Here is a 13,687-nt window from a genome sequence, read left to right as displayed (position 1 = left end):
AACTGTGCCAACGCGGTGTCGACGGACCACGTCACGACCCGCACCAACCTTGGCGGAGGCGTTTGTGCGGAACCTCCAAGGACGGCGCGAGGGCCTCAGCGCGGGACCGCCGCGAGCTGGCCGAGCGCGAGCGCGACCTGGAGCACGAACGACTCGCGGGCGTCGAGCGGGTCCCACCCGGTGATCTCCGAGACCTTGCGCAGGCGGTACCGCACGGTGTTGGGGTGCACGTACAGCGTGCGCGCGGCGGCCTCGAGCGAGCGACCCGTCCCGAGGTACGCCGAGAGCGTCTCGAGCACGGAGCCCGTCGCCTCGGCGAGCGGGCGGTACGCCTGCGTCACGAGCGTCCGCCGGGCGGTCGTGTCTCCCGTCAGGACGCGCTCGGGCAGCAGGTCGTCGGCGAGGACCGGTCGCGGTGCCTGGGGCCAGGCGGGCGCGGCGCGCAGGCCTGCGAGGGCGGCCTGCGCGGAGCGACCGGCCTCCTCGAGACCGGCGACGGTGGGTCCGATGACGACGGGACCGGGGCCGAAGCGTGGGAGCAGGGAGGCCGCGGCGGCCTGGAGGTCGCCCTCGCCGCCGAGGACGAGGACCAGCCGGTCGCCGTGGATGCCGACGAGCGCGTCGCCCGCGGCGCGGCGCGTGGCCCGCCGGAGCTCGGCCGTGCGCACCTCGTCGAGCGACGCGGTCGTCGTGCCCGCGATGACCAGGGTCGAGCCGCGCCCGCCCCAGCCCAGCGCGGACACGCGCGAGCGCAGCGAGTCGTCGCCGTCGCCGCGCACGAGCGCGTCGACGACGAGCGCCTCGAGGCGAGCGTCCCAGGCGCCGCGGACCTCGGCCGCGCGGGCGTAGACCTCGGCGGCCGAGAAGGCGACCTCGCGCGAGTAGCGCAGCACCGCCTCGCGCAGGTCGCGCTCGCCGCCGGGGGCCGCGAGCTGGTCCGAGTGCGCCTCGACCACCTCGACGACGATCCGCACGAGCTGGAGCGTGTTCTGCAGCGAGATCGAGCGCGTGAGCTCGGGCGGCGCCGCGGCGAAGATCTCGCTCACGCCGTGCGGCGGGGCCAGGGGGTCCGCGTACCAGGTGACGAAGGCGGTGATGCCCGACTGGGCGACGAGCCCGACGTACGACCGGTCCTCGGCGGGCAGCTCGCGGTACCAGGGCACCTCCTCGTCGAGGCGCCGCAGCGCGGCCGCCATGAGCAGCCCGCTCCCGTCGCGCAGTCCCTGGAGGTTGTCCGCGTTGCCGGCGGCTCCGGTGGCGCGGGAACGGCCGGAGGCTGTCGGGGAGGTGGCCGTCACGCGCCGAGCATACGGGCCGGTGTTGTGGACAGTCCACAAACCGTCGGTCGCGAGGACCCGCGGGAGGTCTGGTGCCGGGGCGGTCGGGTGAGCGTCCGGGGGAGCCGCTAGGGTCGTGGGCATGGCCCTGATGCCCCGCCTGCGCCAGCTCATGCGACGCCCGACGTCCGCGTCGACGGTCGGCGCGCGCCGACCCCGGTCGGGCGAGAAGCGCGGCGACACCGTCCACGAGGACGCCCTGCGCGCGATGCTGGGCGACGACCCGAACGACGAGCGCGCGTTCCGTGCCCTCGCCGAGCTCGTGCGACGGCGTGCTGCCGAGGGGACCCACGTGGACGACCCGCTGGCCGCGCCGGCCGACGAGTCCGAGAAGCAGCGCGCCGCCGACCTGGCGGTGTGGGCGCTCGCCGAGGAGCTCGCGGGCCACCCCAAGGGATGGTTCCCCCTCATCGAGCTCGGCCGCCTCTCGCTCGACGACGACCAGGAGTCCGCGCTGCGCCGCTTCGCCACCGCGGCCGAGCGCGACCACACCGGGCGCGCCCTCGCCCAGTCGATGGAGGTGCTCCGCGACGCCGGTCTCCCCGGCGAGGCGCTCGGGCTCGGCGTGGGCCACTGGCGCGCTCGCGAGCACGACCCCGAGGTCGGGCGACAGCTCGTCCTCGCCGCGATCGAGGCGGACCGAGCGGTCGAGGCGCGGCACCACCTCGAGTCGCTCACGTCCTACGGCGACCCGGAGGCGGTCGCCCGCGTGCGCACCGAGCTCGAGCGCGCCGTCGCGCAGGCCGAGCAGCACCGCGCGGGCACGTAGGAGACCACGGCCGCGCCGCACGACGAGCGCTGCACGAGCGGCTGCACGACGACGGCCGGTCACCTCCCAGCTGGGAGGTGACCGGCCGTCGTCGTGCAGCGGTCAGAGCGTGCGGACCGTCAGGAGTCGCCGCCGGCGTTGCCGGACGTCCCGGCGGTGACGTCCATGAGGCGGTACTTCTCGATCGCCTTCGCCGACGCGTCGGCGGGCACCTTGCCCTGCTTGGCGAGCGCCTGCAGGGTGCGCACCACGACGGACGGACCGTCGATCTTGAAGTGGCGGCGGGCCGCGGCGCGCGTGTCGGAGAAGCCGAAGCCGTCCGCACCGAGCACCTCGTAGTCGCCGGGGACCCACTTGCGGATCTGGTCGGGGACCAGGTGGTCGTAGTCGCTCGTCGCGACGAACGGACCCTCGGCACCCGCGAGCTTCGCGGTGACGTACGGCGTGCGGACCTCGGCGGCAGGGTCGAGGAACGCGGCCTGGTCCGCGGCGAGGCCGTCGCGGCGCAGCTCGTTCCAGCTCGTCACGCTCCACACGTCGGCCGACACGCCCCAGTCCTCCTTGAGGAGCTGCTGCGCCTCGAGCGCCCACGGCACGCCGACGCCGGAGGCGAGGAGCTGGGCCTTCGGACCCTCGGACTCGGAGACCGAGACGCGGTGGATGCCGCGCAGGATGCCCTCGACGTCGACGTCCTCCGGCTCTGCCGGCTGGACCATCGGCTCGTTGTACACCGTGAGGTAGTACATGACGTTCTGGTCGCGGCCGTCGGAGCCGTCCCCGAACATGCGCTCGATGCCGTCGCGCACGATGTGCCGGATCTCGTAGCCGTACACCGGGTCGTACTGGACCATCGCGGTGTTCGTGCCCGCGAGGAGCGGGGAGTGCCCGTCGGCGTGCTGGAGGCCCTCGCCCGTGAGCGTCGTGCGGCCCGCGGTGGCGCCGACGATGAAGCCGCGCGTGAGCTGGTCGCCCGCCGCCCAGAACTGGTCGCCGGTGCGCTGGAAGCCGAACATCGAGTAGAAGATGTAGACCGGCACCATGATCTCGCCCTGCGTGGCGTAGGACGTGCCGACGGCCTGGAACGCGGCGGCGGAACCGGCCTCGTTGATGCCGGTGTGCATGATCTGCCCGGCCTCGGACTCCTTGTAGCTCAGCATGAGCTCGCGGTCCACGGCGAGGTAGTGCTGGCCCTGGGTGTTGAAGATCTTCGCCGACGGGAAGATCGAGTCCAGGCCGAACGTGCGTGCCTCGTCCGGGATGATCGGCACGATGCGCTTGCCGATCTCCTTGTCCTTGATGAGGTCCTTGAGCAGGCGCACGAAGGCCATGGTGGAGGCGATCTCCTGCTGGCCCGAGCCCTTCTTGAGGATCTCGTACGTCTTCTCGCCCGGGAGCGTGACCGGCGTCGGCTTCGAGCGGCGCTCCGGCACGAACCCGCCGAGCTGGCGGCGGCGGTCCAGCAGGTACTGGATCTCCGGCGCGTCGCCACCCGGGTGGTAGTAGGGCGGCTCGTACGGGTTGGCGTCGAGCTCCTCGTCGGTGATCGGGATCCGCAGCGAGTCGCGCAGGGTCTTGAGGTCGGCGAGGTTGACCTTCTTCATCTGGTGCGTCGAGTTGCGGCCGGCGAAGGTCGACCCGAGGCCGTAGCCCTTGACGGTGTGCGCGAGGATCACGGTCGGCTGGCCCGTGTGGGCGCGGGCCGCCGCGTAGGCCGCGTAGAGCTTGCGGTAGTCGTGCCCGCCGCGCTTGAGGTTCCAGATGTCGTCGTCGGTCATGTTCTCGACGAGCTGCTTGGTGCGCGGGTCGCGCCCGAAGAAGTGCTCGCGGATGAACGCGCCGTTCTCCGCCCGGTACGTCTGGTAGTCGCCGTCGGGCGTGGCGTTCATGAGGTTGACCAGCGCGCGGTCCTTGTCCGCGTTGAGCAGGACGTCCCACTCGCGGCCCCAGATCACCTTGATGACGTTCCAGCCCGCGCCCCGGAACTGCGCCTCGAGCTCCTGGATGATCTTGCCGTTGCCGCGCACGGGGCCGTCGAGACGCTGCAGGTTGCAGTTCACGACGAACGTCAGGTTGTCGAGCTGCTGCTGCGCCGCGAGCTGGAGCATGCCGCGCGACTCGGGCTCGTCCATCTCGCCGTCGCCGAGGAACGCCCAGACGTCCTGCTGGCTCGTGTCCTTGATCCCGCGGTTGTGCAGGTAGCGGTCGGTCCACGCCTGGTAGATGGCGCTCGCCGGGCCGAGGCCCATGGAGACCGTCGGGTACTCCCAGAAGTCCGGCATGAGCCGCGGGTGCGGGTACGACGGCAGACCGCCGCCCGCGTGCGACTTCTCCTGGCGGAACCCGTCGAGCTGGTCCGCGGACAGGCGGCCCTCGAGGAACGCCCGCGCGTATACGCCGGGGGAGGCGTGGCCCTGGAAGTAGACCTGGTCGCCACCGCCCGGGTGGTCCTTGCCGCGGAAGAAGTGGTTCAGGCCCACCTCGTACAGCGTCGCGACGGACGCGTAGGAGGAGATGTGCCCGCCGACACCGATGCCCGGGCGCTGCGCGCGCGTCACCATGACGGCGGCGTTCCAGCGGATCCAGGACCGGTAGCGGCGCTCGAGCGCCTCGTCGCCGGGGAAGTAGGGCTCCTCGTGCACGCCGATCGTGTTCACGTAGGGCGTGGCGAAGGAGGACGGGATGGCGACGTTGCGCTCCCGTGCCCTCTTGAGCAGGTTCAGCAGGACGTAGCGGGCGCGCGGGCCCCCGCGGTCGTCGATCAGGCCGTCGAGGGACTCGACCCACTCGCCGGTCTCGGCGGGGTCGATGTCCGGTACCTGGCTGAGCAGACCATTGATCAGCGGTCCGGTCTCGTCGTACGAAGCCACCAGCAACCTCATATCTCGTCGGATGCCGGACGCCGGTCGCGCGGTACACGCCCGGTCGTCCGTCTCGGAGCCACACCGGGCGTGCGGCCGCGGCCGCTGGTGGCGACCGCGCCTCTTCACGAGACCAGGGTGGTCTCCCCATTGTGTTCTCATCCGGGCCCGAAGTCACACCAACGGGTGGTCAAGGAGCAGTGATTTCCGTGACACGCGCGCGAGGCGGGATGCTCGCGGACGACGCGCCGAGGGGCCGTGTCCACGGGGTACGCCTTGCCAAGCAGGGCACCGTACGGTGGGCTACCTTTGCCAGACACGGCACACGGTGGTCCGCCACCGGCCGTCCGGACCCGCGGGTGCGGGTCGGCGCAGGCCGGTGAGGACAGAGACGGACGAGGAAAGGAACGGCACGACTGTGACGGACACCGCAGGATCCGGCGGTATCGACCGCCTGGGGTTCGCGCCCGGGAACGTGGTCCAGGAGTTCGGGTGGTCGGAGGACGTCGACGACGACCTGCGCGCCGACCTCGAGGAGCTCGTCGGTGGAGAGCTGGTCGACGAGGACTACGACGACGTCACCGACGGTGTGATCGTGTGGTGGCGCGAGGGCGACGGGGACCTCACGGACATGCTCGTGGACGTCCAGACCGTCCTCGACGACGGGGGCCTCATCTGGATCCTCACGCTCAAGCCGGGCCGGCCCGGCCACGTGGGCCACAACGACATCCAGGAGGCCGCCACCACCGCGGGCCTGCACGCGACGAGCACGTTCTCGATCGCCCAGGACTGGTCCGCGACGCGCCTCGGGACGCGGGGTCGTGGTCGCTGAGCCGACGACGCCGTCGGGCATCGCCAGCGTCCTGAGCGTCGCGCCGCCCGGGCCGGGCGACCCGGCACCGGACTTCACGCTGCCCGACACGCACGGCACGCCGGTCCACCTCGCCGACCTGCGCGGCGGTCCGGTGCTGCTGGTGTTCTACCCGTTCGCGTTCTCCGGGATCTGCACGGGCGAGCTGTGCGAGCTGCGGGACCACCTCGACGAGTTCGAGACGTCCGGCGTGACGCTGCTCGGGATCTCGTGCGACTCGGTCTTCGCGCAGAAGGCGTGGGCGGAGCAGGAGGGGTTCGAGTTCGACCTCCTCGCGGACTTCTGGCCCCACGGAGAGGTCGCCCGGGCCTACGGCGTGCTCGACGAGGAGAACGGGCTCGCGCTGCGCGGGTCGTTCCTCGTCGACGCCGACGGGATCGTCCGCTGGTCCGTCGTGAACCCGCGCGGGCAGCGCCGCGACCTCGACGGCTACCGGCGCGCACTCGAGCAGCTCTGACACCGGGACGGACCGCACGGCACCGGACGGCGCAGGCGAACCGGTAGGCTGTGCACCGCTCGTTCCGGGGCCTGTAGCTCAGCTGGTCAGAGCGCCACGCTTACACCGTGGATGTCGGGGGTTCGAGTCCCTCCGGGCCCACCACGACGTCCGTCGACGTCGCACCCTCGCACTCGCGCCGTCCCCGAGAGGGGCGTCGCGCCGACCACGCCGTCCGAGGGAGACGCACGTGCTCGTCCTGGTGGCGTCCCTCGCACTCGTCGTCGCGGTGCTCGCCCGTCGCGTGCCCGCCGTGCGCGCGACGACGTCGACCGCCACGTCGACGGTCCTGGTCCTCGTGGGTGCCGGTACCGCCGTCGGCCTCGGGACCGTCCTCCTCGACCCCTCCATGACGCGGACCGTGGTGGTGACGGCTGCGACCGCCGTCCTCGGCCCGGCCGCCGTCGCGGTCGGGAGCTGGACGTCCGGGCACGTGGTCCGGCCCGCCCTGGCCCGCCGTGCGGCCCGGGCCGCGACCTCGCCCGGCCTGCGGGACCGGCTCCTGGCGCGAGCGGCTCGCACGCCGCTGCGGGTGCGCGGGGTGCCCGCGGCGGAGGTCGCGCTCCGCGCCGCGTACCGCTCGGCCGACGTCCGCGTGACGGGCCTCGCCGCGGAGATGTCGTACTACGGGCTCATCTCCCTCGTCCCGCTCACGACGGCGCTCGGCGCGAGCCTCGGGTTCCTGCGCCCGCTCCTCGGGGACACCCGCGTCGACCAGATCCGCACCACGGTCGTCGACGGGTTCGCGGACGTGTTCGCGGAGCAGGTCGCGAGCGACGTCCTCGCCCCGCTCGTCGACGGTCTCCTCGCGGAAGGGCGCGCCGGGTTCGCGCTGGGCGCGTTCGTCGTGGCCCTCTGGCTCGCGAGCCGCGTCTTCCGCGCCGCGGTGCGCGCGCTCGACGACGCCTACCAGGTGGAGAACCGTCGCAGTCTCGTCGGCCAGTACGTGCTGGGCCTCTCGCTCGCGCTGGGCGCGGTCGCGACCGTCGTCGCCGTGCTGGGCATGGTCGTCGTCGGGCCGCTCCTGGGCGACGGCGCGGCGCTCGCGGACCGGTTCGGTCTCGGGGACGAGTTCCAGGTCGCGTGGGACGTCCTGCGCTGGCCGCTCGTCGTCGCGGTGAGCGCCGCGTACCTCACGCTGCTCTACCGGTACGCCCCGAACGTCGACACGGTGTGGACCCGGTGCGTGCCCGGCGCGGTGGTCGGGACGCTGGGAGTGCTGGTGGTCTCGTCGGGGTTCGGGCTCTACCTCGCCCTCGCCGTGCCGTCCACGCCCGGCGTGGACGGCACGGCGATCGCCCTGGTGCGGGTGGCCGGGCAGATGCTCGGTCTCGTGCTCGCGGGCGTGCTGTGGCTGTGGCTCACGAGCATCGCCGTGCTCGCGGGCGGTGTGCTCACGGCCGAGCTCGAGCTCGAGCGCACCGGCGGGGTGGCGCCGGAGCCCGCGCCGCCACCGCCGGACGTCGGCGACGTCCCGGCGTCGCACGGCTGACGGCCTGGCCCTCCGGTCGGAGCCGCGGCAGCAGCCGTGCCGGTGTGGGTGCCGGGAGGCACACTGCGTCCGTGTACCTGGCCCTGACGCGTCGTGCCGGCGCCGGCCGAGGCGCCGTCGTCGAGGTTCGGCGTGCCGACGCCTCCGGTCGTCCCACGGGAGGCCCGGTGAGCGAGTCGGGGGCCGATGTCGCGGCAGCCGTCGCCGCGGGGGAGCGCGCCGTGTGGGACGACACGAACCGCTGGTACTCCGCGCTGCTCGCTGCGGGCGCCCGGGTGGAGCGGTCGCACGACCTGCGGCTCGCGCGCGCGATCCTGCGCCGGTCCGCGCTCACCGCGGGGACTCCGTACGCCCGGAGGGAGCCCGGGCCCTGGGACGCCCTGACCGCCGCACCCGCCGGGCCCGACCCCACGCTCCCGCTCCGCCCCGACTCGCTCTTCGACCTGGGGGCCGACGCGCCGGGGACCCCCGCTGCGCCGTCGGGCCTGGACCCGCTGCCCGAGCTCGCCGACCAGCTCGCCACGGTCGCGGCCGCGGACGGCCCGGACGCACCGGGCCGGCTGCGCCTCCTCCTCGCGGGCGAGTCGGCCGGGGCGCTCGTCGCCGCGGAGATGCACCACGCGGGGCTGCCGTGGCGCGCCGACGTGCACGACGAGATCCTCGAGGGGGTCCTCGGACCGCGACCGCGTCCGGGCGAGCGGCCGGCGCGCATGGAGGAGCTCGCCCGCACGATCCGCGACGCGCTCGACGCCCCGCCGACGCTCAACCCCGACTCGCACCCGGACCTGCTCAAGGCGCTCCAGTACGCGGGCGTCGGCGCCCGGTCGCTGCGCAAGTGGGAGCTCGAGAAGATCGAGCACCCCGTGATCGAGCCGCTGCTGGAGTACAAGACGCTGCAGCGGCTGCTCACGGCGAACGGGTGGACGTGGCTCGACACGTGGGTGCGCGACGGCCGGTTCCGGACCGAGTACGTGGTCGGAGGAGTCGTCACGGGGCGGTGGTCGTCGAGCGGCGGGGGTGCGCTCCAGCTCCCGCGCCAGGTGCGGCGGGCGGTGGTCGCGGACCCGGGCTGGCGGCTCGTCGTCGCCGACGCGGCCCAGCTCGAGCCGCGCGTGCTCGCGGGGCTCGCGCACGACGAGCGCATGGCGGACGCCGGCCGGGGCGTCGACCTCTACGCCGGGATCGTCGCGTCGGGGGCGGTGGCGAGCCGCGAGCACGCGAAGGTCGGCATGCTCGGGGCGATGTACGGCGGGACGACGGGGGACAGCGCCCTGGTCCTGCCGCGGCTCGCGAAGGCGTTCCCCGACGCGATCGACCTCGTCGAGCGTGCGGCCCGCGCGGGGGAGCGGGGCGAGGTCGTCACGACGCGGCTCGGGCGCAGCTCCCCGGCGCCCGGCGCCGCCTGGCAGGAGGCGCAGTCCGGCGCGTACGCGGCCGACGACGCGGCCGACGGCCCGGGGGGAGGAGCGGGCGGCGGTGCGGACGCCCAGTCGCGAGCACGCTCGCAGACGCGGGCCTGGGGTCGCTTCACGCGCAACTTCGTCGTCCAGGGCACGGCCGCGGAGTGGGCGCTGTGCTGGCTCGCGTCGATCCGACGCCGACTGTGGGCCCTGCCCGTCAGCGAGAGCCCGGGTGCGGTCCGCGCACCGTTCCAGGGCCGGGCGCACCTCGTGTTCTTCCTCCACGACGAGGTGGTCGTCCACGCGCCCGCGGAGCTCGTCGAGGTGGTGGAGCGTGAGGTCCGGGAGGCCGCCGTCGAGGCGGGGCGACTGCTGTTCGGCGACTTCCCGGTCGACTTCCCGCTGACGGTCGCCGCCGTCGAGCACTACGCGCAGGCGAAGTAACGACCGCGTCCGGCGCGGTCGGGCGGGATAGCCTGCCGCCATGACCCTCGACGCCGCCGCGGAGCACGCCGACGAGCCCGGTGCAGGGCTCGCGCCCCCGACCCTCGGCCAGGTCGTGCGCACGCTCGACGAGCTCTACCCGCCGGCCACGGCGGAGGACTGGGACGCCGTCGGACTGGTCGCCGGCGACCCGGGCGCGCCCGTCCGCAAGGTGCTGCTCGCCGTCGACCCGGTCGAGGAGGTCGCGGACGAGGCGCTGGACTGGGGCGCGGAGCTCCTCGTCACGCACCACCCCTTGTTCCTGCGCCCCGTGCACTCGGTTGCCGCGACGACGTTCAAGGGCTCGCTCGTGCACCGGCTCATCCGGGGAGGGTGCGGCCTGTACGTCGCGCACACGAACGCGGACGCCGCCGAGCGTGGCGTCGCGGACGCGCTGGCGGACGCGCTCGACCTGCTCCACCGGGTGCCGCTCGTGCCGCACGCGGCCGGTCGCAGCGACGCGCCGGCCACGCACGGGACCGTCACCACCGGCACGGGACGGGTCGGGCGGCTGGCCGGGCCGACGACGCTGCGGGCGTTCGCGGAGCGCGTCGCCGAGGTCCTGCCCGCGACGGTCCAGGGCGTCCGCGTCGCGGGCGACCTGGACGCGACGGTCGAGTCCGTCGCGGTCGTCGGCGGCTCGGGCGACTCGCTGTTCGACGCGGTGCGCACGAGCGGTGCCGACGTCTACCTGACGTCCGACCTGCGCCACCACCCGGTGTCCGAGCTGCGCGAGCGGGCGCAGTTCGAGGGCGGGCCGTCGGCGACGCCGTTCCTCGTCGACGTCCCGCACTTCGCGTCGGAGTGGCCGTGGCTCCGCTACGCTGCCGAGGACCTCGCGCGAGCGCTCGCCGCGCGCGGCGAGCAGGTGGAGACGCGGGTCAGCACGACCGTCACCGACCCCTGGACGGCCCGCATCCCGTCCGCGTCGGCGCCCGGGGCGCAGGGCTGACCCCTGTGACGCCGTCGCCCGCGCGCGACCTACCGCGACCCACCGCGGCGCACCGCGACCCTCACCCGCCCGACCCGACCGCGTCCCACGACCCGACCGGTCCCACGAAAGGAAGCACCACGTGGCCACCGCCCCGCCCGCAGACCAGCTCCGGCTCCTCGACGTCCAGGAGCTCGACACGCGTCTCCAGCAGCTCGCCCACCAGCGCAAGAACCTGCCCGAGCTGGCCCGCATCGCCGAGCTCGACGCGCAGGTGCAGGACCTGGCGACGTCGCTCGTCGAGTCCCGCACGGCGGCGTCCGACCTGCGGCGCGAGCTGAAGAAGGCGGAGGCCGACGTCGAGCAGGTGCGCACGCGCGCCGCGCGCGACCGGTCGCGCCTCGACTCCGGCCAGGTCGGGGCGAAGGACGCGCAGGCGCTCGTCGGCGAGCTCGAGTCGCTCGCCCGCCGGCAGGGCGTGCTCGAGGAGGTCGAGCTCGACGTCATGGAGCGGCTTGAGGCGCACGAGGAGGCGCTCGGTCGTCTCGAGTCCGCGAACGCCGAGCTCGAGGCCGCCCGCGCCGAGGTCGTCGCCACGCGCGACGCCCGCTTCGCCGAGCTCGACGACGACGCCGCGCAGGTCGCCGAGCGCCGCCGTGCGGCCGCCGACGGGATCGACGCGACGCTGCTCGCGCTCTACGAGCGCGTGCGCGACCAGAACGGCGGGCGCGGCGTCGTCGCGATGCGCGGGCGCCGGCTCGAGGGGCTCAACGTGGACCTGAGCCCGGCCGAGCTCGCGGCCGTGACGTCCGCGGCGCCTGACCAGGTCGTCCGGCTCGAGGACTACGGCCACATCGTCGTGCGTCCGGAGGCCGCGGGCGCGTGAGCGCGGACGCACGCCCCGACGCCCCCCCGACCGGCCCGGACGGCTCCTCGGGTCGACGCCACCTCGTGGTCGAGGCCGACGGCGGCTCCCGCGGGAACCCCGGGCCGGCCGGCTTCGGCGCCCTCGTGCGCGACGGCGCGAGCGGCCGCGTCCTCGCAGAGCGTGCCGCGTTCCTCGGCACGACGACCAACAACGTCGCCGAGTACTCCGGTCTCGTCGCCGGTCTGCGGGCGGCGGCCGCGATCGACCCGGACGCACGGGTGACGGTCCGGATGGACTCGCGCCTCGTCGTCGAGCAGATGTCGGGGCGCTGGCAGATCAAGCACGCCGACATGCGTCGGCTGGCCGCGGAGGCCGCGACCGTCCTTCCCGCGGGCCAGGTGACCTACGAGTGGATCCCGCGCGCGCAGAACGCGGATGCCGACCGGCTCGCCAACGAGGCGATGGACACCGGCGGCACGATCGCGCGGGACTACGGCACGGGTGCCACGGCAGCCGCTGACGACGCTGCCGCCGGCCCCGCTCCCGCCGATACGGCAGCCGCCGCTGACGGCCGGGACGGGGCTCCGCTCGAGCAGGCACCCGGGGAGGGGCGGGCCGAGGCGGGCACGTCGGCCGGTCCGGCCCCGCGGCCGTCCGGGGCCACGATCCGCTTCGACGACGCCCCGGCGCTGACGGTCGTCCTCGTGCGCCACGGGCAGACACCGCTCACGGTCGCGGGCGCGTTCAGCGGCTCGTCGGTCCCCGGGCCGTCGCTCACGCCGCACGGGCGCACGCAGGCGGCGCGCGCGGCCGACCTCGTGTTCCGCGTCGGCCGGTCGGCCTGGACCGACCTGCCGCGGCCGTCCGTGATCGTCGCCTCCCCGATGGTGCGCACCCTGGAGACGGCCCGCGCGGTGGGCCGACGCCTCGGCCTGCCCGTGACGACCGACGCGCGCTTCGCCGAGGTGGACTTCGGCGCCTGGGAAGGGCTCACCGCCGACCGGATCGACGAGCGGTGGCCCGGGCTGCGCCGGGACTGGTACGCCACGGGCACCGTCGCCGCGCCGGGCGGCGAGTCCGTCGCCGACGTCGGGGTGCGCGTGCGCGCGGGGCTCCGCGAGCTCGTCGCCACGCAGCTCCAGGACGCGCCCGCGGCGGGGCGCACGGTCGTCGTGGTGGGCCACGCGGTGCAGGTGCGCGCCGCGATCGGCGTCGCGGTCCAGGCGCCCCCCGACCAGTGGTCGAGGTTCCGTGTGCCGCCCGCGTCCGTGAGCATCCTCAGGCTGTGGGCCGACGGGACGAGCGAGCTCGTCGCGCAGGGCGTCCCGAGCGACCTCTGACTCAGGCCACGACGAGCTCGAGCGTGAACCGCCCGCGGCCGTCGTCGCGGAGGCTCGCGTCGAGCAGGTCGATGCCGACGAGCTCGTCGGCGGCCTTCGCGAGGTCGTCCGCGGACGCGACGACGCCTGCCCGGCGCACGAGGTGGGCCGTGAGCACGCCGCGCGTGTGCTTGGCGTTGTGCGACACGACCGAGCGCTTCCCGTCCGCGTCGCGCAGCACCCGCACGGCCACCCACTGGGCGGCATCGGCGCCGGTCGTGCGGGGCCGCCACGCCGCGGCGTACGTCGCCGACCGGCAGTCCACGACGACGTCCCCCGCCGCGCGGTCGTCGAGCGCCGCGCCCAGGTGGGGTCGCCAGGCCGTCGCGAGCCGCCCGAGACCGGGGAGAGCGACGCCCATCGACAGGCGGTACGCCGGGACGCGGTCGGCGGGGGACAGGACGCCCCAGAGCCCGGACACGATGCGGACGTCCTCGGTGGCGCGTCGCGCGGCCTCCTCGCCACCAGCGAGCGCGCCACCCAGGTCCGCCGCGCCGTAGAGGACGCCCGTGTAGACGTGCGCGGCGGGCGCCGCCGGCGCCGTGCGCAGCCCCGTGTTGCGGCGCACCTCGTCCGCCAGGCCGGGGCTCGCGCCGAGCACCTCGACGGCGTCGTCGCGGGCGCTCGCGGACACGAGCGCGTCGAGCACGCGCTCGCGCCGGGCGGTCAGGACGGGAGAGGTGAGCGTCGCGAGGTCGACCGGAGGGGCGCCGTCGGGCGCGGGGGTCTTGCCCTCGGACGGGGGGAGGAGCACGAGCACCCGGCCACTCTACGGTCGCGTCCGAGGCGTGCCCCGCGCGGGC

The 13,687-nt window shown here is 74.8% G+C and carries 11 protein-coding genes and 1 tRNA gene; 9 read left to right on the top strand and 3 right to left on the bottom strand.

What is annotated here, in order from left to right:
* Positions 1 to 95: 95 nt before the first annotated feature.
* The gene (locus tag NFS20_RS09595) at positions 96 to 1,298 is read right to left on the bottom strand and encodes a PucR family transcriptional regulator (protein WP_463105227.1); all 1,203 of its coding nucleotides are present in this window, start codon (positions 1,296 to 1,298) and stop codon (positions 96 to 98) included.
* Between the two features lie 121 nt (positions 1,299 to 1,419).
* Here NFS20_RS09595 and NFS20_RS09590 point away from each other — a divergent pair, with 121 nt between their 5' ends.
* Positions 1,420 to 2,106: a hypothetical protein gene (locus NFS20_RS09590; RefSeq protein ID WP_251151544.1), complete on the top strand. Its 687-nt coding sequence runs from the start codon at positions 1,420 to 1,422 to the stop codon at positions 2,104 to 2,106.
* Positions 2,107 to 2,225: 119 nt separating this feature from the next.
* Here the strand turns inward: NFS20_RS09590 and aceE are convergent, their stop codons facing one another.
* Entirely contained in the window at positions 2,226 to 4,973 is a 2,748-nt protein-coding gene (aceE, locus tag NFS20_RS09585) for a pyruvate dehydrogenase (acetyl-transferring), homodimeric type (protein WP_251151543.1), read from the bottom strand.
* A gap of 409 nt (positions 4,974 to 5,382) precedes the next feature.
* Between aceE and NFS20_RS09580 the strand changes: the two genes are divergently transcribed.
* From NFS20_RS09580 to NFS20_RS09545, 8 genes are all read left to right on the top strand, one after another.
* Positions 5,383 to 5,796: a DUF3052 domain-containing protein gene (locus tag NFS20_RS09580; RefSeq protein ID WP_251151542.1), complete on the top strand. Its 414-nt coding sequence runs from the start codon at positions 5,383 to 5,385 to the stop codon at positions 5,794 to 5,796.
* Between the two features lie 31 nt (positions 5,797 to 5,827).
* Positions 5,828 to 6,292 (top strand): peroxiredoxin, encoded by a 465-nt coding sequence (locus NFS20_RS09575; RefSeq protein WP_251151878.1) that lies wholly within the window; start codon positions 5,828 to 5,830, stop codon positions 6,290 to 6,292.
* Positions 6,293 to 6,359: 67 nt separating this feature from the next.
* Positions 6,360 to 6,436, top strand: a tRNA-Val gene (locus tag NFS20_RS09570).
* 85 nt (positions 6,437 to 6,521) lie between these two features.
* Positions 6,522 to 7,823 (top strand): YihY/virulence factor BrkB family protein, encoded by a 1,302-nt coding sequence (locus NFS20_RS09565; protein WP_251151541.1) that lies wholly within the window; start codon positions 6,522 to 6,524, stop codon positions 7,821 to 7,823.
* Positions 7,824 to 7,906: 83 nt separating this feature from the next.
* Positions 7,907 to 9,667 carry a bifunctional 3'-5' exonuclease/DNA polymerase gene (locus tag NFS20_RS09560; protein ID WP_502800808.1) on the top strand — a complete coding sequence of 587 codons (1,761 nt, stop codon included), beginning with the start codon at positions 7,907 to 7,909 and terminating at the stop codon, positions 9,665 to 9,667.
* A gap of 40 nt (positions 9,668 to 9,707) precedes the next feature.
* On the top strand, positions 9,708 to 10,658 hold the full coding sequence (locus NFS20_RS09555) for a Nif3-like dinuclear metal center hexameric protein (protein WP_251151539.1): 951 nt from the start codon (positions 9,708 to 9,710) through the stop codon (positions 10,656 to 10,658).
* Between the two features lie 121 nt (positions 10,659 to 10,779).
* Positions 10,780 to 11,523: a zinc ribbon domain-containing protein gene (locus tag NFS20_RS09550; RefSeq protein ID WP_251151538.1), complete on the top strand. Its 744-nt coding sequence runs from the start codon at positions 10,780 to 10,782 to the stop codon at positions 11,521 to 11,523.
* Complete coding sequence (locus NFS20_RS09545; protein ID WP_251151537.1) at positions 11,520 to 12,845, top strand: bifunctional RNase H/acid phosphatase; 1,326 nt, start codon at positions 11,520 to 11,522, stop codon at positions 12,843 to 12,845. Before NFS20_RS09550 ends, NFS20_RS09545 begins: the two co-directional genes overlap by 4 nt.
* Position 12,846: 1 nt before the next feature.
* On the opposite strand, the gene NFS20_RS09540 is transcribed toward NFS20_RS09545, so the two are convergent.
* Positions 12,847 to 13,644: a YaaA family protein gene (locus tag NFS20_RS09540; RefSeq protein WP_251151536.1), complete on the bottom strand. Its 798-nt coding sequence runs from the start codon at positions 13,642 to 13,644 to the stop codon at positions 12,847 to 12,849.
* Positions 13,645 to 13,687: the final 43 nt, after the last annotated feature.

The organism is Cellulosimicrobium sp. Marseille-Q4280 (assembly GCF_943181405.1).
Classification (GTDB): domain Bacteria; phylum Actinomycetota; class Actinomycetes; order Actinomycetales; family Cellulomonadaceae; genus Cellulosimicrobium.
This window is presented reverse-complemented; position numbering and strand designations above follow the sequence as displayed.